We start from the raw sequence: 24,064 nt of genomic DNA, 5'->3' as shown, positions 1-24,064 counted from the left end.
ATTTGCATACATATATATTGGGCACTCTTTGAATGCTATTTGAATCAAGACAAATGTGGTAAATTTTATTTTCCAAGGGAATCATTCTTTCCCTTTCCGGTGAAAGTGATAAAATAGAAACATCTATTGTGAATATTGGAGGTAACTCATTTATGAAAACGAAGTTATGCTTACTATACGGAGGAAAATCCGCTGAACATAATGTATCTCTGCAAACAGCCAAGGCCGTGATTGGTGCCCTGGATTTAAATAAATACGAAATCCACCCTGTTTTTATTTCGACGGAAGGCCGTTGGGTCAAGGGTCCTGAACTGAACGCTCCTGTTGAAGATGTGAAGGCATTGCAATTTAAAGAAGGGGAAGAGATTGCCCCTAATGCTTTAAGTACATCCATCGCGCCGTCAGATTCAGAAGGATATGACATGATCTTCCCACTGCTTCACGGACCGAATGGTGAAGACGGAACGGTTCAAGGAATGCTTGAGCTGTTGAATCTCCCTTATGTGGGGAACGGTGTCCTTGCTTCATCTGCCGGAATGGATAAAGTCATCATGAAGAATCTATTCGCTCAGGCTGGCATCCCGCAAGTCAACTATACGTGGTTCATCCGCAGCACATGGAAAGGGAATCCGGAAGCGGCTTATAAGCAAGTGGAAGAGGAGATTGGCTACCCTTGCTTCGTAAAGCCCGCCAACCTTGGATCATCGGTCGGAATCAGCAAATGTACGACTCGTGAAGAACTGCAGTCTGCTTTCAGTGAAGCGTTCCAGTTCGACCGCAAGATCATCATTGAAGAAGGCGTAAAGGCACGGGAAATCGAGCTCGGCGTACTTGGAAATGATCAGCCGGAATGCTCTGTAGCAGGTGAAATCGTTCCGAAGAAAGACTTCTACGATTACAAAGCCAAATATGAGGATGGAGATACCGCCCTTATCATTCCGGCAGAAGTGGAAGGAAGCATCTATAACGAAATGAAGGAAATTGCCATCCAATCCTATAAGGCACTGGATTGTTCCGGGCTTGTAAGGGCAGACTTCTTCTTAACGGAGGATGGTCAAATCTATATGAATGAAGTGAACACGATGCCTGGCTTCACGCCATTCAGTATGTTCCCGCTTCTTTGGAAGCATACAGGAGTCGATTATCCTACTCTGATCGGGAAACTTGTGGAGCTTGGAATGGAACGATATCAAGACAAACAAATGATTAAGCATACGATGTAAACAACTTGGGACTGACCGCCTAAAGGCAGTCCCTGCTTTATTTTCATTAAAAAATGAGTAAAAGGAGTAAACGAATGTTCGAGAAGACGATTAAAGATATGTGTACCATGCTTGATGTGAAAAACGATCTTACCCCATTTGAATCAGTGGTCGTGAAGGGCGTTTCCATCGATACAAGAAAAATCGAGAGCGGCAACTTATTTGTTCCTTTTAAAGGGGAGAATGTAGACGGTCACCAATTTGTTCGCCAAGCCATTGAAAATGGTGCTTCTGCAGCTCTATGGGATATCAATGTCCCTAACCCTCCGGAAGATATACCTGTACTCGTTGTGGAAGATCCGCTGCTTGCCCTTCAGGCTTTGGCGAACAAGTATCGCCACGAACTGGATTTAAAAGTCGTCGGCATTACAGGAAGCAATGGGAAAACGACGACCAAGGACATTGTAGCCAATCTGCTGTCTGTAAAGTACCGTGTTCATAAAACACAAGGGAACTATAATAACCATATTGGTCTCCCGCTGACCATCCTTTCCCTTCCACAAGACTCGGAAGTGGCTGTACTTGAGATGGGAATGAGCGGGTTCGGTGAGATTGAACTCCTATCTGAAATTTCCCAACCTGATGCTGCCATCATTACGAATATCGGGGAATCTCACCTGCAGGACCTAGGTTCAAGAGAAGGTATCGCCAAGGCCAAGCTTGAAATCGTAAAAGGTCTGAAGCCTGAAGGTCTGTTTGCCTACTATGGAGATGAGCCGTTGCTGCAGGAAGGTGTAAAAGGACTCGGCCTCACGCATATGGAGACTTTCGGAAGAAGTGAATCCAATACGATTTACCCGACTAAAATCGAAATGAACAATCATGGAAGCTATTTCGAGACGTCTTTCGCTGAAGGTGAAACGTTCTTCCTGCCTGTTTTAGGGCAGCATAATATCCATAACGCCCTTGCTGGAATCCTGATTGCCCGTCATTTCGGACTCAGCGTGGATGAAATGAAAGAAGGCTTACAGTCGTTAAAGCTGACGCAGATGAGGATGGAAATGCTTGAAGGGAAGAAAGGCGAAAGCATCATCAACGATGCCTACAATGCGAGTCCGACTTCCATGAAAGCGGCCATTGAGCTTGTAGCAGAGCTTGAGGGCTACCGTACAAAGATCCTGGTCCTCGGAGATATGCTTGAACTTGGGGATAATGAAGAAGAATTCCATCAGGAAATCGGACGCATGATCGATGGAGAGAAAATTCAGCAAGTATTCACATTCGGCCATCTTGGAAGCCTGATTGCGAAAGGTGCCCTGGAGAATCTTCAAGAAGACCGGGTTCACTCCTTTACAGACAAAGAAAGCCTGACGAATAAACTGTCTTCCATCCTTAAGGGGGATGAACTGATCTTATTCAAGGCATCCAGAGGGATGAAGCTTGAAGAAATTATCGACAACCTTAAGGCATAAGTTTAAACCTTCATTAAAGTGAACAAAATGAGCTTGTAGATGTTGTGGGAGTGTGGCTCGCTCCCTACTTTTTGAGAAGTAAGTGGGGATAACATGATCGGTTGTTTATTAATCCATGGTTTTACAGGGAGCCCATTTGAAGTTGAGCCTCTTGCAGAATTCCTCCAGGAACGGACCGATTGGAAAATCGTCGTGCCGACTCTCCCAGGCCATGGGCAAACCCTTGACCTGAAAGGGATTAAGCATGTTGAGTGGATCGAACATGCTGAGTCTGAGCTGAAGGTCCTGTTGGACACATGCGACGAAGTGTATGTCATCGGGTTCTCAATGGGTGGATTGATTGCTACGTATCTTTCGGTTAAATACAATATCAGCAAGCTCGTACTATTAAGTGCCGCTGCTTACTATATAAATGTTAAACAACTGCTGAAAGATATTGGTAATTTAATTAAAGAGGGAATGCAAGGCAATATGCTTGAAAACGAGCTGTACAAACGATATAAATTCAAGGTGACTCAAACCCCGTTTCTGTCCACATATGAATTCAGAAAAGTTGTCCGTATCGCTCGTCCACTCCTCGGCGAGGTGAACATCCCAACGTTCATCGCTCAAGGAGAGAATGATGGAATAGTCCCCCCGAAAGCTGCGAAATATATATACGAGACTATTTCCTCAAAAAAGAAAAACCTATACTATTCCCCGGAAGCAAAACACTTAATTTGTCATAGTGAAGACAAGCAGGATCTATTTGAGAAGATCTACCAATTTCTTCAAATTGAATAGATTGACTATTTGACATTAGATTGAAATTCGTTTCTAGAAGTGGTAACATAACTACAACATAGTTCTTATTTTGTTGGACGTGCTAGCTCTTCTATTTTGAAGAGTGTATTTTTTTGTACCAAACATAAAACTAAACATCTCATATAGACGGTTTTAGATTAGATACCGAAGTCTTTCGGTGGGTAAAATTGTAAGATTTCGTTCCGACCTAAAAATATAATCAGATATTGATTAGTTATAAAAGATGTAAATTAAAGGAGAATGTAACATTGACTAAGTTTGCAGATTTAAACTTAAGCGCATCTACGTTGAAATCAATCAAACGTATGGGCTTTGAAGAAGCTACACCCATTCAGGCAAGTACGATCCCGGTCAGTTTAGAAGGTAAGGATATCATCGGTCAGGCACAAACGGGAACAGGTAAAACGACAGCATTCGGTGTTCCGATGATCGAGAAAATCGATGTGAAAAACCCGAAAGTGCAAGCGTTGATCATTGCACCAACACGCGAACTTGCGATCCAGGTATCTGAAGAGTTATACCGTATCGGTGCCGACAAGCGTGCCCGCGTCCTATCCGTATATGGAGGTCAGGACATCCAGCGTCAAATCCGTGCGATGAAGAAGAACCCACATATCATCGTAGGTACACCAGGTCGTCTTCTTGACCATATCAAACGTAAAACACTTAACCTTGAAAACGTTGAAACACTAGTACTGGACGAAGCAGATGAAATGCTGAACATGGGCTTCATCGAGGACATCGAAAGCATCCTTGAGACAGTTCCAAGCACAAGACAAACACTTTTATTCTCAGCAACAATGCCGGATCCGATCCGTCGTATTGCGAACCGTTTCATGTCAGAGCCGGAAGTCATCAAAGTGAAATCAAAAGAAGTAACGGTTTCGAATATCGAACAATACTTCACAAAAGTAAGTGAAAAAGAAAAATTCGATACCCTTTCACGTTTAATCGACGTACAATCACCTGAACTTGCGATTGTATTCGGCCGTACTAAGCGTAGAGTAGACGAATTAGCTCGTGCCCTAAGCATCCGCGGTTACCTTGCAGAAGGTATTCACGGAGACCTTTCACAAGCTCGTCGTATGACGGTCCTCAAGAAATTCAAAGAAGGACGCATCGACATCCTGATCGCTACAGACGTTGCTGCCCGTGGATTAGATATCTCAGGCGTAACGCATGTATACAACTTTGATATTCCTCAAGATCCTGAAAGCTACGTTCACCGTATCGGACGTACAGGTCGTGCAGGTAAGAAGGGTATGTCCATCACTTTTGTCACACCAAGAGAAATGGGTTACCTGAAGATCGTTGAACAAACAACGAAGAAGAAAATGACGGCCCTTAAGCCACCTAGCTTAAACGAAGCTCTTGAAGGTCAGCAGCGTCTGGCTTTAGAGAAACTGGTTGAAGCAGCGAAGGAAAGCGATCTTAAAGATTACTATCCATTAGCAGAAGAGTTCCTTGGCGATCATGATCCGGTTCAAGCGGTAGCGGCAGCGATCCGTGTATTGACGAAAGAGCCTGATACAACTCCGGTTGAAATTACGGAAGAGCGCCCATTACCATCAAGAGGTGGAAATCGTGGCGGCGGAAACCGTGGTGGATACAAAGGCGGTTCACGCAGCGGTAAAGGCGGAAGCCGTGGTGGATCATCACGCAGTGGCGGTGGAAACCGTGGAGGCGGAAGCCGTGGTGGAGATCGCAACCGTTCAGGCGGCGGCAGACCACATTCTTCAAGCAAACGTAAATCTTATAACAATTCTTGATTAGATGGAACACGATGACCTTTTGGGGTTGTCGTGTTTTTTTTGTTGGTTGTGGTTTTGGTAATTGTACGAGGTAGTGGAAAGAGAGAAAAGAGATGCGTTCCAATATTTGTAAAAATACGCAATTATCATTAAAAATGACGCAATAAATAAAAAAACGACGCAATTATCCAGAAAATGACGCAATACATATTAATATGTTAATATTTCCAACCCGAATGAAGGATTCTCTCATCCTGTGGCGAACTAAATATCCATAAACCATAAGGAGAGTGATCCATTGATCTGTAAAGAACTCAAAATCCCCATCATTCTTGAAAAAACGGAAGCGTTATTATGCCGAACTCCCCATAATCATCCTCAAATGCCACTTATAGAAAAGGATTTCAAGAAAAGAAGAGCAGGATATAATGGAGAATCCACCGTGTACTACCACCTCACCTTCCTGAAAGACAAAAAGTACAAAATCTTCTATAATGTAAGACTCCCCATCTTCTCAAACCATTTCCAAATGGACTTTCTCATCCTTACCCCTTTCTATATTTTAATCATCGAAGTAAAAAACATATCAGGAATCGTCCTCATCGATCCTTTCATCAGACAACTTACCCGGACTCATAAAGGAGTGACGGAAGGGTTTATCGACCCGGTTTCTCAAGTGCAAAGATATAAATTATTACTACAGAAATGGTTCAGTACCCATAAACTGAATCATCCCCCAATCGAACACCTCGTCGTTTTCAGCAACCCGTCAACCATTCTGAACTACACAGTATCCCCGGCACCAGATGATCCTTATAAGAATATTATTCATGCTCAAAACCTCATCGATAAAATAAAAGAACTAAATGAAAAACATTTAAAAACAATCATTACAGATAAAGAACTCTTAAAAATGAAAAGGACCTTATTAAAGCATCATCATGAACATGAAATAGACATTTTAGAAGCCTACTCCCTGACAAAAAACGATCTCATCACCGGTGTCCGATGTGAATCCTGCCAACACATCCCCATGATTCGAGTCAGTGCATCCTGGTACTGCGTGAAGTGCCATGCTTCATCAAAGAGAGCTCATGAGACAGCGGTCAAAGATTATTTCTTACTAATAAATGATCAGCTAACCAATAGTGATTTAAGAAAGTTCCTCCATTTAAACTCAAGAAACACAGCCTACAAAATATTAAAGTACTTTCAATTAGAAACCCAAGGAGGAACAAAATCTGTTACCTATTCAAAACCCACGAGATAATTCCCCGACTAAAGCACATACTAACCCCAAAAAGGAGTCCACCCACCCATGACACTCATTAAACTTGGCTACGTGGCCATGAGCATGAACCTGCAAAATGCGTCCCCTTCCCAAACGATGACATATAAACAATTCTCCAGCATAAAGGATCGGGAAGCGGCTATCCATAAACTCGAGAGGATTGCCCGGTCGAATTTACAAAATTGCCTTAGGCTTTTAAAGCATAATGTCCTGAATGAAATCCATTTCTTCCGGTTCAGTTCAAAGTTGATTCCTCTTGCCAATCATCCGGATTTGAAAGGGTGGGATTTTATTTCTCCTTTGAAGGAGGAACTACAAGAGATTAAAGATTATCTCCAGCTACATCCGATGCGGGTCGATTTTCACCCCGACCATTTTGTTCTGCTGAATTCAAGCGATGTGGATGTTTTGAAAAATACGCTAAAAACCTTGAAGGTGCATGAGGCGTTGTTAAAAGGAATGGGAATCGATCCGACCCATCGCTGTGTTCTTCATGTCGGCGGGGCATATGAGGATAAGGAGAAGGCGCTGGAGCAATTCATTCATAATTGGGGGCTGACTCCTGTGTCTCTTCAACGGATGATCATCCTTGAAAATGATGACACGGTTTTCAGTGCGGCGGATGCCCTTTATTTATGTGAGAAACTGGGCATTCCCCTTGTGTTTGATTATCATCATCATCTTGCGTATAACGAACGGGATTGGTTGTTGGACTGGGATAGGGTGGTTGGGACGTGGAGTCAGTCGAAGCTTCCGATGAAAATGCATATCTCAAGCCCGAGGTCAAAAGAGGAATATAAAGCACATGCGGATTTCATCGATCCCGGCATGTTTCTTGATTTTCTGCACGGCATAAAAGGTACGGTCGATGAAATCGATTGTATGATTGAAGCAAAGAAAAAGGATGACGCTTTGTTCAAGTTAGTAGAGGACCTGCAGGAATGTGAAGGGATCGAATGGGTGGATAAGAGTTCTTTTATTATTAACTAGCGTGAGGCATATTCTGAAACCATCTCTGTTCCCAATCGTATTTATACTGTAAGATTTAGTAAGAGAGATGGAAGGGGGATTTGCATGATAGGGGAACCGCAAACGCGAATATCGCCCATGGCTTTGAAGGTCTGGAGAATATATGGGGTGTTGGAATCATTGATCGCGGCGGTGTTTGTAGCCGGAGCGATTGTGCTCGCTTTTATTTTTGATTGGTCCCATTTGGTGACTGTCACAGCAGTGCTTGTATTTATTTTGTTTACATATTTGTTTGTTTACTTGCTTCCGATGATGAAATGGAAAAGATGGAGATATGAAGTGAGGGAGCAGGAAATTGAACTGCAGCGTGGGATCTTCATTGTGAAGCGGACATTGGTCCCGATGGTGAGGGTACAGCATGTAGACACGGTACAGGGGCCTATTTTAAAAAGGTATGGACTATCGACGATCACCATTTCCACGGCAGCGACGGTTCACGAGATTCCGGCATTGGACATGGAAGAAGCGGATCAGCTGAGAAATTCCATATCACAATTGGCGAGGGTGGCGGAAGATGATGTCTGAGCATAAACGTCTTCACTCCATTTCGGCAGTGGCCAATTTCATTAAGCAACTAAAGGATCTGATTGTCCCCTTCGTATTTCTGTTTGTATTGAATAATCGGGAAGAGAAGAATGGGTTTTGGGATTATCTTCCTCTTTTATCCATGGCTGTCGTGCTTGTTTTCGTACTTGTTTTCGGAATCATCAAATGGCTGCGATTCACTTACCGCGTAGAAGAGGGTGAACTCCGGATTGAATATGGGCTGTTTGTGAAAAAGAAACGGTACATCCCCATTGACCGGATTCAGAGCCTTAATTTCTCCGAAGGGATCTTGCATCGTCCTTTCGGGCTTGTAAAGGTGAAGATTGAAACGGCAGGCTCTTCAAATTCAAGAGAGTCTGAAGCGGAACTGACCGCGATTACAAAGAAAGAAGCTCAGGACTTAGAGAACATGATCTATGTGGAGAAGAAGGGGCATACCGCTGTGGAGGATTCTCCTGAGTCATCTGAAACCCGGGAGGAAGAACCCTATTTCTCACTCGGGTCCAAGGACATTTGGGTCCTGGCGGCAACCTCAGGGGGAGTTGGGGTCATTATTTCAGGTGTTGCTTTATTTTTGTCTCAAATGAATGAACTCATTCCGTATGAGGCCGTGTATGAAGAAGTGGCAGTATTTGTTCAAAATGGAGTGTTCGTCGTTGCTATGACAGCGTTCTTAGGGTTGATTCTAGCATGGGTCCTCTCGATTATTTGGACGTTCATCATTTATGGAGATTTTAAGATTAAAATAGTAGATGATCATATCGTCATGACAAGGGGGCTGCTTGAGAAGAAGCAGGTGACGGTGCCGCTGAATCGGGTCCAAGGGATTCGGGTTGTGGAGAACCCCATCAGGCAGCTGATCGGCTATTGCACGGTGCATATTGAAAATGCCGGAGGGTCTGTCCTGGAGAAAGACAGTATGAGTATCAAACTATTCCCGATTGTGAAGAAGGAACAAGTACCGGATTTGTTAAAGGGGCTGTTTCCCGACTATATCATCCAACATGATTTTAAGGGGCTGCCTGGACGCTCCATGAGAAGATATGTGTTGAGACAGACGGCCTGGGTTCTGGTACCCACGGCAGCTGCCTGTTATTTCTACTGGCCATATGGACTTTGGGTATCCCTTTTGATTCTTCCTTTTGGGGTTCTGGGATACTTCCAATACCGTGCAGGAGGATGGCGGATCGATGGGGGACAATTGACTTTACGGTATAGGGGCTTGTTGAAGAATACGATGTACATGAAGAAAAGCAGGATCCAGTCTCTTGATACGAAAGTGAGCTGGTTTCAATCGAGAAAAGAACTGGGTAGCCTTTCGACGACTGTGAAATCAGGTGTAACCGGACATGAAAGTCCTGTTAAGGACCTTGATCAAGAGGATGTTAAGAGGATTGCTTCCTGGTTTTCGCATCGTGTGTAAATGAAGAAGCGGCCTGCATTTGCGGGCCGCTTTTTGAATATTCCTTACTTCCTGCCCGAGATCCATCCGATGACGAATCCTGCGATAAGTCCGAATATGTGGGCGGTTATGTTGATGCCGGATTGCATAAATGTCATCACGACTCCGATGATGACGATGGGCAAGATGATTTGCCGGCTTTCCCTTGTGATGAAATGGTTTTTCAACACAATCATGGCGATGTAAAATCCAAATAAACCAAATATAGCTCCTGATGCCCCGACATGACTGTAGGTGAGAGGTTTAACCAAATACGTGATGATATTGGCGAACATCCCGCTTGCTAAATAAAGGCCAAGGAATTTCGCCTTACCAAGATGTTTTTCCAGGGGCGGGCCGAATAGTACAAGAGAAAACGAGTTAAATAATAGATGGGCAAAATCCATATGAACGAAGATGGGGGTGAGGAGTCTCCACCATTCCCCTTCTTTAATGAATAAATTCACACCGGCCAATTGTTCGTATACCCACAGCTGGGGGAAGATAGGGAGGGCGCTTACGGCGAAAAGGGCGATATGAATCAATACGATCAAGGAGATAATAGGATAGAATCGTAAAAATTGAGAGAAACTTTCGGTTCGTACAAACATATTGTATCCTCCTAGATAGGCTCTGTTACATAATAGTACTATAGTATAAGAAGACGTTTGAAATTACGAGTGAAATCTTAATTAATATATGTAAGATAGGACAAGAGTAGAAGGGGAATCGCATATGATAAAAGGAATAGGGATGGATATTGTTGAGATAGGACGCATTCAGGAACTGCTGGAGCGCAAGACGAAGTTTGTAAGTAGGATTCTAACGGACAGAGAAGAGGATGCGTTCTATTCTTTGAATGAGCGGCGCAGGGTTGAATTTGTTGCTGGGCGTTTCGCTGCGAAAGAGGCATATGCCAAAGCGAATGGTACCGGGATCGGGAAGGAGCTTTCATTCCGGGATATTGAAATCAGCAAGGATGAAAGAGGCAAGCCGTATTTTTCAAAGCCTGAGGGAACGGCTGCCCACCTATCCATCACCCATAGCAGGGAGTTTGCGGCTGCTCAAGTCGTCATCGAAGAGTAATAAATTTTATGCTTGTCAGCATAATCCCCGAGGTTGTCTCATATATTCAGTAGTGCAATAGGAGAGACAAGGTCAGGTGTCTCACAATCGCGGTTCGTTGGCGAATGGAAACGGGCATTCTTTCAAGGATCGTCCATTCTTTGACAGCTGACCTTCCCCTCTCTCAATTACGTATATCCTGGGACAAAAGGGGTTGAAAAAATGAAGAAAAAGCTAGTGATACTAGTGATTGCCATGTTAGCGGTGCTGGCGCTCGCCGCTTGTGGGCAAAAATCGAAAGAAGATGTAACCAAGGACCTAAAGGCAAAAGTAGAGGATATGAAGGGGTACAAAGCAGATGCCAAAATGACCCTTCAGGTGGGAGAGGAACCCCAAACCTATGATGTAGAAGTATGGCATAATGACCCTAATTATTACCGTGTAGCTTTAAAGAATGCTTCGAAAGATCAAAGCCAGATGATTCTGCGAAATGACGAGGGAGTGTTCGTTCTGACACCGGCCCTGAACAAAAGCTTCCGATTCCAAAGCAACTGGCCTGAAAACAGCAGTCAGGCGTACTTGTATGAATCGCTTGTCAAGGATGTGTTAGAAGACAAGGAAGCGACCTTCAAAGAAACGAAGAACCATTATGTGTTTACGACGAAAACACGCTACCAAAACAGTCAGATGCTGCCTACTCAGGAGATTGCTTTTAACAAGAAAGACCTGACTCCTGCATCCGTCAGTGTCATGGATTCCGATCAAAACCCGCTCGTGAAAGTGGAATTTTCCAAGATGGATATGAAAGCGGCATTTGACAAGAAAGACTTCGACATGAAGAAGAACATGACAGGTGCCCAGCTTGAAGTCCCTGTTACAGCATCTGTAGAAGATACTGAATTCACTGTTCTTTACCCGATGTCAGAAATCACGGGGACTGAATTAATAGAAGAAAAAGAAGTGGCGACGGATACCGGAAAACGTGTCATCTTGACCTACGATGGTGAAAAGTCATTTACAATCGTACAGGAGAAGACAACTGTCGTGCCGACGATGACGGTTTCTACTTCACTTAAAGGGGAATTAGTGGACCTCGGATTCACAGTGGCGGCCATGACAGATCAATCCATCAGATGGACGGATAACGGCGTGGATTATATGCTTGCTTCAAATGATCTCACTCCTTCCGAGATGGTGATGGTGGCCCAGTCTGTACAAGGTTCGATGGTGAAATAAATTCTATGATAGGGGCGGGCCTGCCGGGTCTGCCTCTTTTCAATGACGGGATCAAGAGTGAATAGCGTAAGTTGATAATATAAGTTGTAAAGTCGATGATATATGCGAAAGCTCGATAATATACGAGTAGAAGTCGATAATAAAATCAGAAACTCGATAATATATAACCCAAACTCGATAATAAAAGGTCACATATTTTACTAATCAAGCAATTTGAGCACAAACGGATAGAAAGTTTCGTCGCAGATCTTATTTCCTTTCAAACACCCTCTTTTCGAGTTTCACCCTTCCCCAAAAAATTCTCTTCACCACAATCAATGATATTATGAATAATCCATGGTATTCTTGAATAGAATGACAATGTTTTGTGTAAAGATACGAGGAAGTGAACAGAGTGGAAACCCAGACGCAATTTTTTCGTGATACATGGGCTGAAATCAATTTAGATCATTTATATGAAAACGTAAAGAATATCAAAGGTCATATCCCGAATGATGTAAAGGTGTTTGCCGTAGTGAAGGCGAATGCGTATGGTCATGGGGATGTGCAAACATCTCTGACGGCTCTTTCGGCGGGGGCGCATGGTCTTGCTGTGGCATTCCTGGATGAAGCGATCTCCTTAAGGAGAGGCGGCATCATCGCACCTATCCTGGTGTTGGGGGCTACACGCCCTAAAGACGTGAAGATGGCTGCCGATATGGATATTTCATTAACGGTGTTTCAGCAGGAATGGCTAGTGGAAGCTGAAAGACAACTGTCAAAAGGAGATTGTTTAAACCTCCACATCAAATGTGATACCGGTATGGGCAGGATCGGTGTACGGACGACTGAAGAGTTGAAGGGGATTGAGAAATATATCCTTGATCATCCTCAGTTCGAAATGGAAGGGATCTTTACCCACTTCGCCACTGCGGATGAATTGAACGATGAGTATCTTGATGAGCAATTGGTGCGTTTCGAACATATGCTTGCACAATTGGATAGTCTTCCTGCCTATATTCATTCTTCCAATAGTGCGGCTACTTTAAGGAAAACGAATACACTCTTTAATGCTGTGCGGGTCGGAATTGCCATGTATGGACTTACACCGTCGATTGAAATGAAACCGGAACTGCCATTTCCGTTAAAGGAAGTCTTTTCTCTTCATTCGACACTCATCCACACCAAGGAGCTCGGAGCTTTTGAGAAGGTCAGTTATGGAGCTACGTATCAAACGGAAAGGGCTGAGTGGATCGGGACGATTCCCATCGGTTATGCTGACGGGTGGCTTAGAAAGTTACAGGGGCAGGACGTTTTGGTGGACGGAAAGAGAGTTCCAATTGTTGGAAGGATTTGCATGGATCAATGCATGATCCGCCTCCCTGAATCCAGGTCGATTGGAACCCATGTCACGCTAATCGGCAGTCAGGGCGAAGAGGATATCACCATGGATGAAATCGCTCAAAAGCTTGATACAATCAACTATGAGATACCTTGTATCATCTCTACAAGGGTTCCGCGTATTTATATACGGAACGGAGAACCTGCAGAAGTATCGAATAAACTCTTATCTACCGGGGTACAGGGTCAATTGAAAAATAAAGAACTTCAGGATGAATAATTCGTATTTTAAATGGTGGATAATAGAAGAGATTGATAAATTAACTTTTCATTCCCTATAATTGATGGTATGATAAATATGTTAATGAACAGAAACGGTATGTAGTGATTGGTGGAGGTGTAGTTTGTGTCTGAATCCAGCGCAACAACAGAAATCTTAATTCGTCTACCGCAACAGCTCGTTACAGAATTAGACGGCTTTGCAGATCAAGAAAATGTGAATCGCAATGAGTTTATTTATCGTGCAACCAAAATGTATCTAAGAGAGCGTAAGAAGAGACAATTACGTGAATCTATGAGACGCGGCTATATGGAAATGGCTAAGATTAATCTCGCAATCGCTTCTGAAGCGATTCAAGCAGAATATGAGGCAGAACATACAGTCGAACGCTTAGTAAGCGGAGGTTAATCCTTTGATTGTAAAGCGTGGTGACGTATATTTTGCAGACCTTTCTCCTGTTGTAGGTTCAGAACAAGGCGGAGTTCGGCCGGTACTTGTTATTCAAAACGATATAGGGAACAGGTTTAGTCCCACAATTATTGTAGCTGCCATTACCGCACAAATTCAAAAAGCAAAACTGCCTACTCATGTTGAAATTGATGCAAAACGTTATGGCTTTGAACGTGATTCCGTTATCTTGCTTGAACAGATTCGAACGATCGATAAACAGCGTCTTACCGATAAAATTACACATCTGGATGATGAGATGATGGAAAAGGTGGATGACGCCCTGCAAATCAGTGTGGGTCTGATCCAGTTTTAACCAGCATTCTTACTGAATGTGTGTAATCATGGTCACGTTTATAATAGGGACAGTATTACTGCAAACCAGAAGGCTTGCTGATCAACACGATATTGATCATTAAGCCTTTTTGTTTTGCCTTTTTTATATTACGGCGAAGTTTTTTTGATTGTAAGAAGAATATGGATAGTGGAAATATAGACAATTTTATGACAAAACAAGGCAAACAATTTATAATGGGAAAAGAAAGCAAAATACCCGAAAAGGCATAGCTTTTTTCTTTTCTATGTTAATTTGTTACTATTAGATTAATTACGTCATTTTGCGTCAATGGATGTAAACTACTTTAAAATTGGGTTACATCACTCGGCATAAATACTGAGGTTAAATTTCATATGATAGAATGGAGAGAACGATATGTTTAGTGAAGTCACGGATTATATTCAAACCAATAAATCAGAAATCACTAGTATATGGATGGAACGAATGCGAAATGAGGCGGATGAGAAGTTTCTTCAAGTCGTTTCTGATCAGGTTTTCACTAAGACAAGCCATGAGTTTGTGGAAATGATCGCTGCCAATTTGAGAGATTCGAAAGAATTCACCAGCCGGTTGGAAGATTTCGCTGAGAAAGTTGTCAGATTAGGGTGGCCACTAACATTTGTGACATCAGCATTAGGTACATTTGGGAAAGTGGTATTTGAGGGCATGACGAATGATCAACTGATATCAGAAGAAAATTATGCTGCTCAGGTTGAGAAATTCGACAAATGGCTGACCCCGATGTACAACAAAGTGGTTAAGGCTTATACAGAATCATGGGAACGAACGGTTTCTCTTCAAAAGATAGCATTGCAGGAATTATCTGCGCCCCTTATACCGGTTTTTGAGAAAATTTCCATCATGCCTCTTGTCGGAACGATTGATACTGAACGAGCGCGCTTGATCATGGAAAACCTGTTAAACGGTGTAGTGAAGCATAGGGCAGAAGTTGTATTGATTGATATCACGGGTGTACCGGTGGTGGATACAATGGTTGCTCATCATATCATTCAAGCGGCAGAGGCTGTGCGTTTAGTCGGGGCGAAGTGCATGCTGGTAGGTATCAGACCTGAGATTGCCCAGACGATCGTCAATTTAGGGATTGATCTTAATCAGTTCAGTACGAATAGTACGTTAAGAAAAGGAATAGAAAAGGCTCTTGAAATGACAAATCGAAAAATTGTTTCGGCGGAGGGATTAGAGTGAGAATACCAATTTTAAAGCTGCATGATTGTTTGTTGATTTCCATTCAGTGGGAGCTGGATGATCAAACCGCCCTTCAATTTCAAGAGGATCTTCTACAGAAGATTCACGAGACGAGTGCAAGGGGAGTTGTGATTGATATTACCTCCATCGATTTCATAGATTCCTTTATCGCGAAGGTTCTTGGGGATGTCATCAACATGTCCAGATTAATGGGGGCTAAAGTGGTCATCACAGGTATTCAGCCAGCTGTAGCGATTACGCTGATTGAGCTTGGAATCAGGTTAGAGGACGTCCTAACCGCTCTTGATCTCGAAAAAGGTCTGGAGAAATTACAATTGGAACTGGGGGACTAGGTATGGATAGCCAATCCTGCGTGAAGATCACGAATGAATGGGACATCGTTGCTGCCCGCCAGTTAGGGAGGAATGTAGCGAAGGAGCTCGGATTCGGCACCGTTGACCAAGCTCGTATCACTACGGCTATCAGCGAATTAGCAAGGAACATTTACTTATATGCCGGCTATGGTCAGATATGTATTGAGAAATTATTTGACGCCGGGAAAAAGGGTGTGCGCATCATCGCCTTAGATGAAGGTCCTGGTATTGCCGATATCAGAAAAGTAATGGAAGATGGATATTCCACATCGGGCGGATTAGGAGCAGGTTTGCCTGGAGTTAAGCGCTTAATGGATGAGTTTAACGTAGAGTCTGTACCTGGTGAAGGGACAGATATAAGGGCAACTAAGTGGCTCCGCTAGGGGGAGTTAGATGAATTTCAGAGAATTGATGGATTCAAAATATAGAGAGATCATTGAGCACTATCTAAACGATCAAGATGAGAAAGCCCTTTACTTAGGGCAGAAATTCAGCCGTAAATCAATTGAGCATCACGTGTCACCCGAAGAAATCATCAGTCTTCATAAGAATGTCATTCTGGAAATGGAACCGGATATACCGCATCAGGTTTTGCATTCATTCGACATCCTGCTGGAAGTCATGATTGGCTACGGGTTTGCTTACCGGGAACATCAAAGCCTCAGAACGAAACAACAAGAACTAAATAACGAAATAGATGTAGCATCCAATATGCAGCAGACCCTTCTTGGGACCGTCGTTCCGGCAGTGGAAGGATTGGATATTGGGGCAGTCAGTGTACCTGCCAAGAAAATGAACGGAGATTACTATCACTTTGTGCAGGATGAAAATGATAGTGTCAGCGTGGCCATAGCAGACGTCATCGGAAAAGGGATACCGGCTGCTCTTTGCATGTCCATGATTAAATACGCGATGGATAGTTTACCTGAATATCGCCATGAACCGAATGCGGTACTGGAAAGCTTGAATAGGGTTGTGGAACAGAATGTGGATGCGAGTATGTTCATCACAATGTTCTACGGTGTTTATAATCCCGAGAAACATCTGTTTTCATACTCATCAGCCGGGCATGAACCTGGCTTTTTTTATAAAGCTTCAACGGATGAATATGAGGACCTTGATGCAAAAGGGCTCTTATTGGGAGTGGATAAGAAAGCGAAGTACAGGCAGTATGAACGACGGGTGGAAGTAGGGGATATGATTATCCTACTCTCTGACGGAGTAACTGAATGCCGTACCGAAGAGGGGTTCATCGAAAGAGAGGACTTAGTTCAATTAATCAGCCAATATACGCATCTGCCGACACAGGAGATCGTGAATAAAGTGTATAAACAACTGGAGAAGCTGCAGCACTTTGAACTGAGAGACGATTTCACCTTGATCATCATAAAAAGAATTTCATAAAGAAGTTTATTTTTATCATTCATAGGGTAAATGTATAGAGACTTAATATAACGTTGCCAAAAAGGTGGTCTTTTTATGAACTTATCAATAGATATGAAAGAAAAAGAAAATGAGCTGCTTGTAAAAGTGGCCGGTGAAATTGATGCATATACAGCTCCAAAGCTTAAGGAAACGCTTCAACCATCTGCTGAAGCTGATAATAAAGATATTACAGTCGATCTTTCCGAAGTGTCTTATATGGATAGTACCGGACTAGGAGTCTTTGTCGGTCTGTTTAAAATGGTAAAGGCGCGTGGTGGACAACTTCATCTTGTTGGCCTTTCCGATCGTTTACAAAGACTGTTTGATATTACAGGTTTAGGGGATATTATGAATATTAATTCCAAGGTAGAAGGTGGGGTGGAATGATGCAAGCTTTTGATTACATCGAAATGAAAATCCCCGCAAAGCCGGAATATGTCGGGGTTATTCGTTTGACGCTTTCAGGTATTGCAAGTCGAATGGGGTTTGATTATGATGCAATTGAGGATTTGAAGATTGCCACAAGTGAAGCAATCACTAATGCGGTACAGCATGCTTACAAGGACAATCTCGGGGAAGTAGTCGTTGGATTTGCCCTGTATGAGGATCGTCTTGAGGTGATGGTGGCAGATCATGGTGAAAGCTTTGATTTTAAAGAAATCCGAAGTGCTGTTGGTCCTTATCATGCCGATCATTCCGTTGAGTTCTTAAGAGAAGGTGGGTTAGGCCTTTACCTTATCGAGAGCCTTATGGATGATGTAAAAGTGCATCACAAGGAGGGAGTGACAGTCTTCATGACTAAATTCCTATCAGGGGAGCAGGTGGAGAGGGATGAAAAAACTATCTCAACCTAACCAGCAGGCCCAAAAAGAAAAAGTACTGCAATGGATCAAGGAGTATCAGGAAACGCAAGATGACGATGCTCAGAGCCAGCTCATCCTTCACTATCAAAACCTCGTTGAGTCCATCGCAAGGAAATACTCAAAGGGCAGGTCTTTCCATGAGGATATTATCCAGGTAGGGATGATTGGACTGCTTGGTGCCATCAGACGATATGATGAATCCTTCGGCAGATCATTCGAAGCCTTTGCCATTCCAACCATCATCGGTGAGATCAAAAGGTTCTTAAGAGATAAGACATGGAGTGTACATGTCCCGCGTAGAATTAAGGAACTCGGCCCGAAAATCAAATCGACGGTTGAAGAGTTAACGAATAGATTGGAGCGTTCTCCCCAGGTTCATGAAATTGCGGAGTATCTGGAAGTGAGCGAGGAAGAAGTACTGGAAGCAATGGAAATGGGCAGGAGTTATCAGGCGCTTTCCGTGGATCATTCGATAGAGGCGGATTCAGAAGGAAGCACGGTAACGATACTGGATATTGTAGGGGATCAGGATGAGGGTTACGAGAAAGTAAATCAGCGGCTTGTTCTGGAAAAAGTCCTTCATGTCCTTACAGATAGAGAGAAAGCGATTATACAACACACTTACTTGGAAAATCTAAGCCAAAAAGAAGCTGGTGAAAAGCTCGGGATTTCACAAATGCATGTTTCCCGTCTGCAAAGAAGGGCAATTAAGAAGTTAAGGGAAGCCATACAAGAAGAGATGAACGATTCGGAGAGTCATTATTAATGGCTTATCTTCAACAAAATGAAATAGAGCTTTATGCAGAACAAGTATCGAAAAATGGGAACCCCTTTTGTGGTGATAGCTATTACTATACATCTACAAACGATTACTTTATCTGTGTCCTGGCCGATGGTTTAGGTAGTGGTAAGTTTGCGTACGAATCGTCACATGTTGTGGTGGAAATAGTTGAAAAGCATCACCATGAGGATGTGGAAACTCTCATGAGCCTGTGTAATGAAGCTCTGCAAAGAAAACGCGGAGCGGCAGTTGCAATCATTAAAGCATATTACCATTCCAAAGAGTTTGTGTATAGCTGTGTTGGAAATATCCGCTTTTATATGTATGCACCTGAAGGAAAGATGACCTATCCCCTTCCGGTGACAGGTTACTTATCTGGAAGACCGCAGAAGTATAAAACTCAACGCTTTCATTACAATCCGAACTCCAGATTTCTTATTCACTCAGATGGTTTGAGTATATCCGGCGTAAAGAATATCCTCCAAAGGTATCCAACCCTTCACGGAGCTTTAGGGGATATCCAATCATTAGTCGATGGTACATCAGATGATACAACATATATTATAGGAAACTTACTCTAATGGGCTTAGGGTAAGTTTTTTTGTTTATTTGGATACATTGATTTCCCCGTTGCCTTTTCAACCCTAAAAGGCAATTATGGTAAAATATAAAAGAATCCTATTAATGGAGGTAATACATGTGACATCAACATTAACAAAGCAGGAACCTTTACTTAACCAAGTATCAAAAGAATTGAACTTATCGATAAAGAATGTAAAAAACGTCATCTCGTTGCTGGAGGAAGGGAATACAGTTCCTTTCATCGCTCGTTATCGAAAAGAGCAGACAGGCGCGCTGGATGAAGTTCAGATCCGTAATATTATGGATAAATGGAATTACCTGCAGAATCTTGAGCAGCGAAAAGAAGAAGTTATCCGTTTGATAGAAGAACAAGGGAAGTTGACGGAAGAATTGGCAAATGCCATTCATAAAGCTGAAAAGCTGCAAATGGTGGAAGATTTATACCGCCCCTATAAGCAAAAAAGGCGTACTAAAGCGACCGTAGCGAAAGAAAAAGGATTGGAACCCCTGGCTGAATGGATTCTTTCCTTCCCATCAAAGGGTGACTTGGAAGATGAGGCGAAACATTACCTTTCTGAAGAGAAAGAAGTGACGACAGTCGAGGAAGCCCTGAGTGGAGCACGCGATATCATTGCAGAATATATTTCCGACGAAGCATCTTACCGGGACTACATAAGAAAGTATACATTCCGAAAAGGATTAATTGAAACAAAAGTAAAAAAAGAAGAGCTGGACGAAAAAAGTGTATTTGAAATGTATTATTCTTATCAAGAACCTATTCATAAAGTGGTTCCTCATCGGGTGTTGGCGATGAATAGAGGAGAAAAGGAAGACATCCTGAAGGTGAATATCCAGCCTGATTCAGAGGGTATTCAGCACTATTTGGAAAAGCAGGTTATTAAAAATGTACATTCCATTTCTGTCCCGATTGTGAAAGAAGCGGTGGAGGATAGTTATAAAAGGCTTATTCAGCCTTCCGTGGAAAGGGAGATCCGTAATGAGTTAACAGACAAAGCGGAAGATCAGGCCATTCATATATTCTCCGAAAACTTACGGAAATTATTGCTTCAGCCTCCGATGAAAGGGAAGATGGTGTTAGGGGTGGATCCTGCATTCCGGACGGGGTGTAAGCTTGCTGTCATTGATGAAACAGGGAAAACCCTTGATATAAATGTGGTGTATCCACATCCGCCTAAACCGAAGCGGGAAAAAGCTGAAGAGATTATCAAAGGGATATTACAGAAATATTCCATAGAGGTTGTGGCGATAGGCAACGGGACAGCTTCCAGGGAGACGGAACAATTTGTTGTGGATGTGCTTAAAGATCTGAATGCAAACATTTCTTATTTAATTGTCAATGAAGCAGGGGCAAGTGTGTATTCAGCGTCTGAAGTGGCAAGAGAAGAATTCCCTGATCTTCAGGTCGAAGAGAGGAGTGCTGTCTCTATTGCGAGAAGATTGCAGGACCCATTGGCAGAGTTAGTGAAGATTGATCCGAAATCCGTCGGGGTTGGTCAGTACCAACATGATGTTTCTCAGAAGAAGCTGAATGAATCCTTAACCTTCGTCGTAGAGACAGCGGTTAACAAGGTCGGAGTAAATGTCAATACTGCCTCCTCTTCTCTTCTTCAATATGTTGCTGGACTTTCAAAGACAGTGGCAAATAATATTGTGAAAAAACGAGAAGAAGAAGGTAAGTTTCAATCGAGAGCCCAATTAAAGAAGATTCCAAGGCTGGGCGCCAAGACGTATGAGCAGTGTATCGGATTCTTGAGAATAATGGATGGAAAAGAACTGCTTGATCGAACACCGATTCACCCGGATAACTACAATGATGTGAAGAAACTCCTTTCTAAAGTGGGATTAAGTGTACAGGACATCGGAACAGAAGAATTAAAGCTGGCATTGAATCAATTGAATATAGAAGAGGTTTCTGGTGAACTGGAAATAGGGAAGCTGACGCTGAAGGATATTATCGATTCACTGATTCGACCGGGCCGTGATCCAAGGGATGAGTTTCCCAAACCGTTACTGAAGAAGGACGTCCTGAAATTGGAGGATCTTACTCAAGGAATGGAATTGCAAGGGACTGTTAGAAATGTTGTGGATTTTGGAGCATTTATCGATATTGGTGTTAAACAGGATGGTCTTGTCCATATATCGAAGTTGAAAAACGGATATGTAAAACATCCATTAGATGTGGTTTCTGTTGGAGACGTTGTAACCGTTTGGGTCGATAGTGTTGATGTCCAAAAAGGCAGAGTCTCGCTGACGATGGTTCAGTAGGAAGAGAATAGGAGCTGACGGCATGATAGGGAACTATCAGAAGTCAGCTCTTTTTTTCAATATGTGGTCGAATGACTCGTGTCTTTACAGTTTCCATTAAGAGCAGTTCTTCTTTCGGTAAAAGTACCAGCACTGATTGAGAAGTTTAATTTGGTAACGATCCTTCTCGAGGTATGCTTTCCTTAATTGATTGACAAGCCAATTAGGCATGTATGAACCTCCTTGTCTCTAAGAAAGCCCCAATGAAAAAGGGTTTTATAAGAGTAGTTGATCTCAGGTTTTAACAGTAAGGGTGATACCTAGTTTATGCTATAATGGGTTGTCATGTTCTAACGAAGAAAGAAGGAATTTTTATGACGAATGCTGAGTTGCAACAGTTAGTTGAAAATATTTCAACGCAGTTGTTCCACAAGCCTTTCCTTCATAAGGCGTACTTTAATCCCAGATTAAGGACAACGGGAGGAAGGTATATGTTAAGAAGTCATGATATTGATATTAATCGTAAGTATCTCGATGAGCATGGGATGGAGGAATTAATCGGGATCATTAAGCATGAACTGTGTCATTACCATTTACATATAGAAGGAAAAGGTTACAAACATGGAGATCAAGACTTTAAGAGGCTTCTTCAGAAGGTGGGGGGACCGAGGCATTGTGCTTCGTTACCTAGTGAGAAGCAGCGAAAACGAGTAGTACTCTATAGCTGTTCTAAGTGTGGGTGGAAATTTGAAAGAAAACGAAAGATTAATACGAGTAAATATGTGTGCGGTCGCTGCAGTGGAAAGTTACGACTGGAGAAGGAAATGGTGTTTGAAAAAAGATAAAGATTCAGACTTTTGATTACAATCGTTTCGTGAAAAAAGTGTCGGAAAGTAGTTGACAAGAAAACGATGAGTCATTATAATCTAAAGAGTCGATAAGACGAGTTAAGCGTTAGAATACTTCACGTTCCGCAGTAGCTCAGTGGTAGAGCTATCGGCTGTTAACCGATCGGTCGCAAGTTCGAATCTTGCCTGCGGAGCCATTTTTATGGAGAAGTACTCAAGTGGCTGAAGAGGCGCCCCTGCTAAGGGTGTAGGTCGGGCAACTGGCGCGAGGGTTCAAATCCCTCCTTCTCCGCCATTACTTTAATGACGTGGCCCGTTGGTCAAGCGGTTAAGACACCGCCCTTTCACGGCGGTAACACGGGTTCGAATCCCGTACGGGTCATATTTACTTTAATGAAAGTTATGTTACTTTCGCAATGCAATGATACCTATTTTGCTAACGCAAAAAGCTTTGGTCCGGTAGTTCAGTTGGTTAGAATGCCTGCCTGTCACGCAGGAGGTCGCGGGTTCGAGTCCCGTCCGGACCGCCAGATTTATTTTAAAAAAGTCATTGACTTCATCGAAGTGGACATGGTATTATTAAAACCTCGTCACTTTTTAATGACATATTGGGCTATAGCCAAGCGGTAAGGCATCGCACTTTGACTGCGACATGCGTTGGTTCGAATCCAGCTAGCCCAGCCATTACGAGCCATTAGCTCAGTTGGTAGAGCATCTGACTTTTAATCAGAGGGTCGAAGGTTCGAGTCCTTCATGGCTCACCATAGATTTTTTACTCCGGTAAAATATCTTATTATAGGATTTTCGCGAATGCGGAAATATTTACAGATTCATGCGGGTGTGGCGGAATTGGCAGACGCACCAGACTTAGGATCTGGCGCCGCAAGGCGTGGGGGTTCAAGTCCCTTCACCCGCACTTTTAACACTTTAAAAAAGTTGTTGACAAAATAGATTTTCCTCGATATAATAGTGTTTGTCGCTTTAAAACGCGGTCGTGGCGGAATGGCAGACGCGCTAGGTTGAGGGCCTAGTGGGGGCGACCCCGTGGAGGTTCAAGTCCTCTCGGCCGCACCAAAAGGTTTCAAAAGACATAATGCGCCCGTAGCTCAATTGGATAGAGCGTTTGACTACGGATCAAAAGGTTAGGGGTTCGACTCCTCTCGGGCGCGCCATCTTGTTTCTACTAGTGAGTATCATTCACGAATTTATACATATGCTTTTCTGACGGGAAGTAGCTCAGCTTGGTAGAGCACTTGGTTTGGGACCAAGGGGTCGCAGGTTCGAATCCTGTCTTCCCGACCATCGAAATTTTATATGCGGGTGTAGTTTAGTGGTAAAACCTCAGCCTTCCAAGCTGATGATGAGGGTTCGATTCCCTTCACCCGCTCCAATTTATTACCTGATTATTGAACCTTGAAAACTGAACAAAACAAGACAATACGTCAACGTTAATTCTAGATTTATTTTAAAGAGCTATTCAAACTTTTATCGGAGAGTTT

25 protein-coding genes and 11 tRNA genes are annotated in these 24,064 nt (G+C 43.0%); 34 read left to right on the top strand and 2 right to left on the bottom strand.

Annotation, left to right across the window (positions count from 1 at the left end):
- Positions 1-152: 152 nt before the first annotated feature.
- The 8 genes from ACIGG7_RS21990 to ACIGG7_RS21955 all read left to right on the top strand — a co-directional run bounded on the left by ACIGG7_RS21990 (position 153) and on the right by ACIGG7_RS21955 (position 9,518).
- Positions 153-1,223, top strand: a complete 1,071-nt coding sequence (locus ACIGG7_RS21990; protein WP_397551030.1) for a D-alanine--D-alanine ligase — start codon at positions 153-155, stop codon at positions 1,221-1,223.
- Positions 1,224-1,297: 74 nt separating this feature from the next.
- On the top strand, positions 1,298-2,674 hold the full coding sequence (locus ACIGG7_RS21985; protein WP_397551029.1) for a UDP-N-acetylmuramoyl-tripeptide--D-alanyl-D-alanine ligase: 1,377 nt from the start codon (positions 1,298-1,300) through the stop codon (positions 2,672-2,674).
- A 93-nt stretch (positions 2,675-2,767) separates the two neighbouring features.
- Entirely contained in the window at positions 2,768-3,457 is a 690-nt protein-coding gene (locus tag ACIGG7_RS21980) for an alpha/beta hydrolase (protein WP_224945295.1), read from the top strand.
- A gap of 269 nt (positions 3,458-3,726) precedes the next feature.
- Complete coding sequence (gene cshA, locus ACIGG7_RS21975; RefSeq protein ID WP_224945296.1) at positions 3,727-5,247, top strand: degradosome RNA helicase CshA; 1,521 nt, start codon at positions 3,727-3,729, stop codon at positions 5,245-5,247.
- 280 nt (positions 5,248-5,527) lie between these two features.
- The gene (locus ACIGG7_RS21970) at positions 5,528-6,499 is read left to right on the top strand and encodes a nuclease-related domain-containing protein (RefSeq protein ID WP_397551028.1); all 972 of its coding nucleotides are present in this window, start codon (positions 5,528-5,530) and stop codon (positions 6,497-6,499) included.
- A 48-nt stretch (positions 6,500-6,547) separates the two neighbouring features.
- The gene (gene uvsE, locus ACIGG7_RS21965) at positions 6,548-7,510 is read left to right on the top strand and encodes a UV DNA damage repair endonuclease UvsE (protein ID WP_397551027.1); all 963 of its coding nucleotides are present in this window, start codon (positions 6,548-6,550) and stop codon (positions 7,508-7,510) included.
- Between the two features lie 84 nt (positions 7,511-7,594).
- Positions 7,595-8,074: a PH domain-containing protein gene (locus tag ACIGG7_RS21960; protein ID WP_397551026.1), complete on the top strand. Its 480-nt coding sequence runs from the start codon at positions 7,595-7,597 to the stop codon at positions 8,072-8,074.
- A complete protein-coding gene (locus tag ACIGG7_RS21955; protein WP_397551025.1) occupies positions 8,064-9,518 on the top strand; it encodes a PH domain-containing protein in 1,455 nt (484 codons plus the stop codon). The genes ACIGG7_RS21960 and ACIGG7_RS21955 overlap by 11 nt, the downstream gene beginning before the upstream one ends.
- A gap of 44 nt (positions 9,519-9,562) precedes the next feature.
- On the opposite strand, the gene ACIGG7_RS21950 is transcribed toward ACIGG7_RS21955, so the two are convergent.
- Positions 9,563-10,147 carry a rhomboid family intramembrane serine protease gene (locus ACIGG7_RS21950; RefSeq protein WP_224945305.1) on the bottom strand — a complete coding sequence of 195 codons (585 nt, stop codon included), beginning with the start codon at positions 10,145-10,147 and terminating at the stop codon, positions 9,563-9,565.
- A 124-nt stretch (positions 10,148-10,271) separates the two neighbouring features.
- Between ACIGG7_RS21950 and acpS the strand changes: the two genes are divergently transcribed.
- From acpS to ACIGG7_RS21880, 14 genes are all read left to right on the top strand, one after another.
- A complete protein-coding gene (gene acpS, locus ACIGG7_RS21945) occupies positions 10,272-10,622 on the top strand; it encodes a holo-ACP synthase (protein WP_397551024.1) in 351 nt (116 codons plus the stop codon).
- A 201-nt stretch (positions 10,623-10,823) separates the two neighbouring features.
- Positions 10,824-11,837, top strand: coding sequence for a LolA family protein (locus ACIGG7_RS21940; RefSeq protein WP_397551023.1), 1,014 nt, complete (start codon positions 10,824-10,826; stop codon positions 11,835-11,837).
- Positions 11,838-12,231: 394 nt separating this feature from the next.
- Positions 12,232-13,437, top strand: coding sequence for an alanine racemase (gene alr, locus ACIGG7_RS21935; RefSeq protein WP_397551022.1), 1,206 nt, complete (start codon positions 12,232-12,234; stop codon positions 13,435-13,437).
- Between the two features lie 126 nt (positions 13,438-13,563).
- Positions 13,564-13,845, top strand: coding sequence for a CopG family ribbon-helix-helix protein (locus ACIGG7_RS21930; protein ID WP_032085355.1), 282 nt, complete (start codon positions 13,564-13,566; stop codon positions 13,843-13,845).
- Between the two features lie 4 nt (positions 13,846-13,849).
- A complete protein-coding gene (gene ndoA, locus ACIGG7_RS21925) occupies positions 13,850-14,200 on the top strand; it encodes a type II toxin-antitoxin system endoribonuclease NdoA (protein WP_034763063.1) in 351 nt (116 codons plus the stop codon).
- A gap of 396 nt (positions 14,201-14,596) precedes the next feature.
- Positions 14,597-15,427: an RsbT co-antagonist protein RsbRA gene (locus ACIGG7_RS21920; protein ID WP_224945312.1), complete on the top strand. Its 831-nt coding sequence runs from the start codon at positions 14,597-14,599 to the stop codon at positions 15,425-15,427.
- Positions 15,424-15,780 (top strand): STAS domain-containing protein, encoded by a 357-nt coding sequence (locus tag ACIGG7_RS21915; protein ID WP_034763058.1) that lies wholly within the window; start codon positions 15,424-15,426, stop codon positions 15,778-15,780. Before ACIGG7_RS21920 ends, ACIGG7_RS21915 begins: the two co-directional genes overlap by 4 nt.
- 2 nt (positions 15,781-15,782) lie before the next feature.
- The gene (locus ACIGG7_RS21910) at positions 15,783-16,184 is read left to right on the top strand and encodes an anti-sigma regulatory factor (RefSeq protein ID WP_034763056.1); all 402 of its coding nucleotides are present in this window, start codon (positions 15,783-15,785) and stop codon (positions 16,182-16,184) included.
- A 10-nt stretch (positions 16,185-16,194) separates the two neighbouring features.
- Entirely contained in the window at positions 16,195-17,205 is a 1,011-nt protein-coding gene (locus ACIGG7_RS21905; protein WP_224945313.1) for a PP2C family protein-serine/threonine phosphatase, read from the top strand.
- A 75-nt stretch (positions 17,206-17,280) separates the two neighbouring features.
- Complete coding sequence (locus ACIGG7_RS21900) at positions 17,281-17,613, top strand: anti-sigma factor antagonist (protein WP_224945315.1); 333 nt, start codon at positions 17,281-17,283, stop codon at positions 17,611-17,613.
- Entirely contained in the window at positions 17,613-18,080 is a 468-nt protein-coding gene (rsbW, locus tag ACIGG7_RS21895) for an anti-sigma B factor RsbW (RefSeq protein ID WP_318246453.1), read from the top strand. Before ACIGG7_RS21900 ends, rsbW begins: the two co-directional genes overlap by 1 nt.
- Positions 18,058-18,855 carry an RNA polymerase sigma factor SigB gene (sigB, locus tag ACIGG7_RS21890; protein WP_224945319.1) on the top strand — a complete coding sequence of 266 codons (798 nt, stop codon included), beginning with the start codon at positions 18,058-18,060 and terminating at the stop codon, positions 18,853-18,855. The genes rsbW and sigB overlap by 23 nt, the downstream gene beginning before the upstream one ends.
- A complete protein-coding gene (locus ACIGG7_RS21885) occupies positions 18,855-19,451 on the top strand; it encodes a PP2C family serine/threonine-protein phosphatase (RefSeq protein WP_224945321.1) in 597 nt (198 codons plus the stop codon). The genes sigB and ACIGG7_RS21885 overlap by 1 nt, the downstream gene beginning before the upstream one ends.
- Positions 19,452-19,569: 118 nt before the next feature.
- Positions 19,570-21,738, top strand: coding sequence for a Tex family protein (locus ACIGG7_RS21880; RefSeq protein WP_397551021.1), 2,169 nt, complete (start codon positions 19,570-19,572; stop codon positions 21,736-21,738).
- A gap of 96 nt (positions 21,739-21,834) precedes the next feature.
- On the opposite strand, the gene cmpA is transcribed toward ACIGG7_RS21880, so the two are convergent.
- Entirely contained in the window at positions 21,835-21,948 is a 114-nt protein-coding gene (gene cmpA, locus ACIGG7_RS21875) for a cortex morphogenetic protein CmpA (RefSeq protein WP_098351062.1), read from the bottom strand.
- A 143-nt stretch (positions 21,949-22,091) separates the two neighbouring features.
- Here cmpA and ACIGG7_RS21870 point away from each other — a divergent pair, with 143 nt between their 5' ends.
- The 12 genes from ACIGG7_RS21870 to ACIGG7_RS21815 all read left to right on the top strand — a co-directional run bounded on the left by ACIGG7_RS21870 (position 22,092) and on the right by ACIGG7_RS21815 (position 23,955).
- Entirely contained in the window at positions 22,092-22,562 is a 471-nt protein-coding gene (locus ACIGG7_RS21870) for a SprT family protein (RefSeq protein WP_397551020.1), read from the top strand.
- A gap of 125 nt (positions 22,563-22,687) precedes the next feature.
- Positions 22,688-22,762, top strand: a tRNA-Asn gene (locus ACIGG7_RS21865).
- Between the two features lie 7 nt (positions 22,763-22,769).
- Positions 22,770-22,860: transfer RNA gene (locus tag ACIGG7_RS21860), tRNA-Ser, on the top strand.
- 15 nt (positions 22,861-22,875) lie between these two features.
- Positions 22,876-22,947: transfer RNA gene (locus ACIGG7_RS21855), tRNA-Glu, on the top strand.
- 71 nt (positions 22,948-23,018) lie between these two features.
- Positions 23,019-23,095 (top strand) — tRNA-Asp (locus tag ACIGG7_RS21850).
- Positions 23,096-23,174: 79 nt separating this feature from the next.
- Positions 23,175-23,249: transfer RNA gene (locus tag ACIGG7_RS21845), tRNA-Gln, on the top strand.
- A 4-nt stretch (positions 23,250-23,253) separates the two neighbouring features.
- A tRNA-Lys gene (locus ACIGG7_RS21840) sits at positions 23,254-23,329 on the top strand.
- A 70-nt stretch (positions 23,330-23,399) separates the two neighbouring features.
- A tRNA-Leu gene (locus ACIGG7_RS21835) sits at positions 23,400-23,481 on the top strand.
- A 72-nt stretch (positions 23,482-23,553) separates the two neighbouring features.
- A tRNA-Leu gene (locus ACIGG7_RS21830) sits at positions 23,554-23,639 on the top strand.
- Positions 23,640-23,660: 21 nt separating this feature from the next.
- Positions 23,661-23,737: transfer RNA gene (locus tag ACIGG7_RS21825), tRNA-Arg, on the top strand.
- Positions 23,738-23,790: 53 nt separating this feature from the next.
- Positions 23,791-23,867: transfer RNA gene (locus tag ACIGG7_RS21820), tRNA-Pro, on the top strand.
- Between the two features lie 14 nt (positions 23,868-23,881).
- A tRNA-Gly gene (locus tag ACIGG7_RS21815) sits at positions 23,882-23,955 on the top strand.
- The last annotated feature ends 109 nt before the right edge of the window (positions 23,956-24,064 follow it).

The sequence above is a fragment of the Rossellomorea sp. NPDC077527 genome (genome assembly GCF_044542955.1).
Taxonomy (GTDB): domain Bacteria; phylum Bacillota; class Bacilli; order Bacillales; family Bacillaceae_B; genus Rossellomorea; species Rossellomorea aquimaris_E.
The sequence above is the reverse complement of the archived record's forward strand: the minus strand, read 5'-3'. Positions and strand labels throughout refer to the sequence as shown.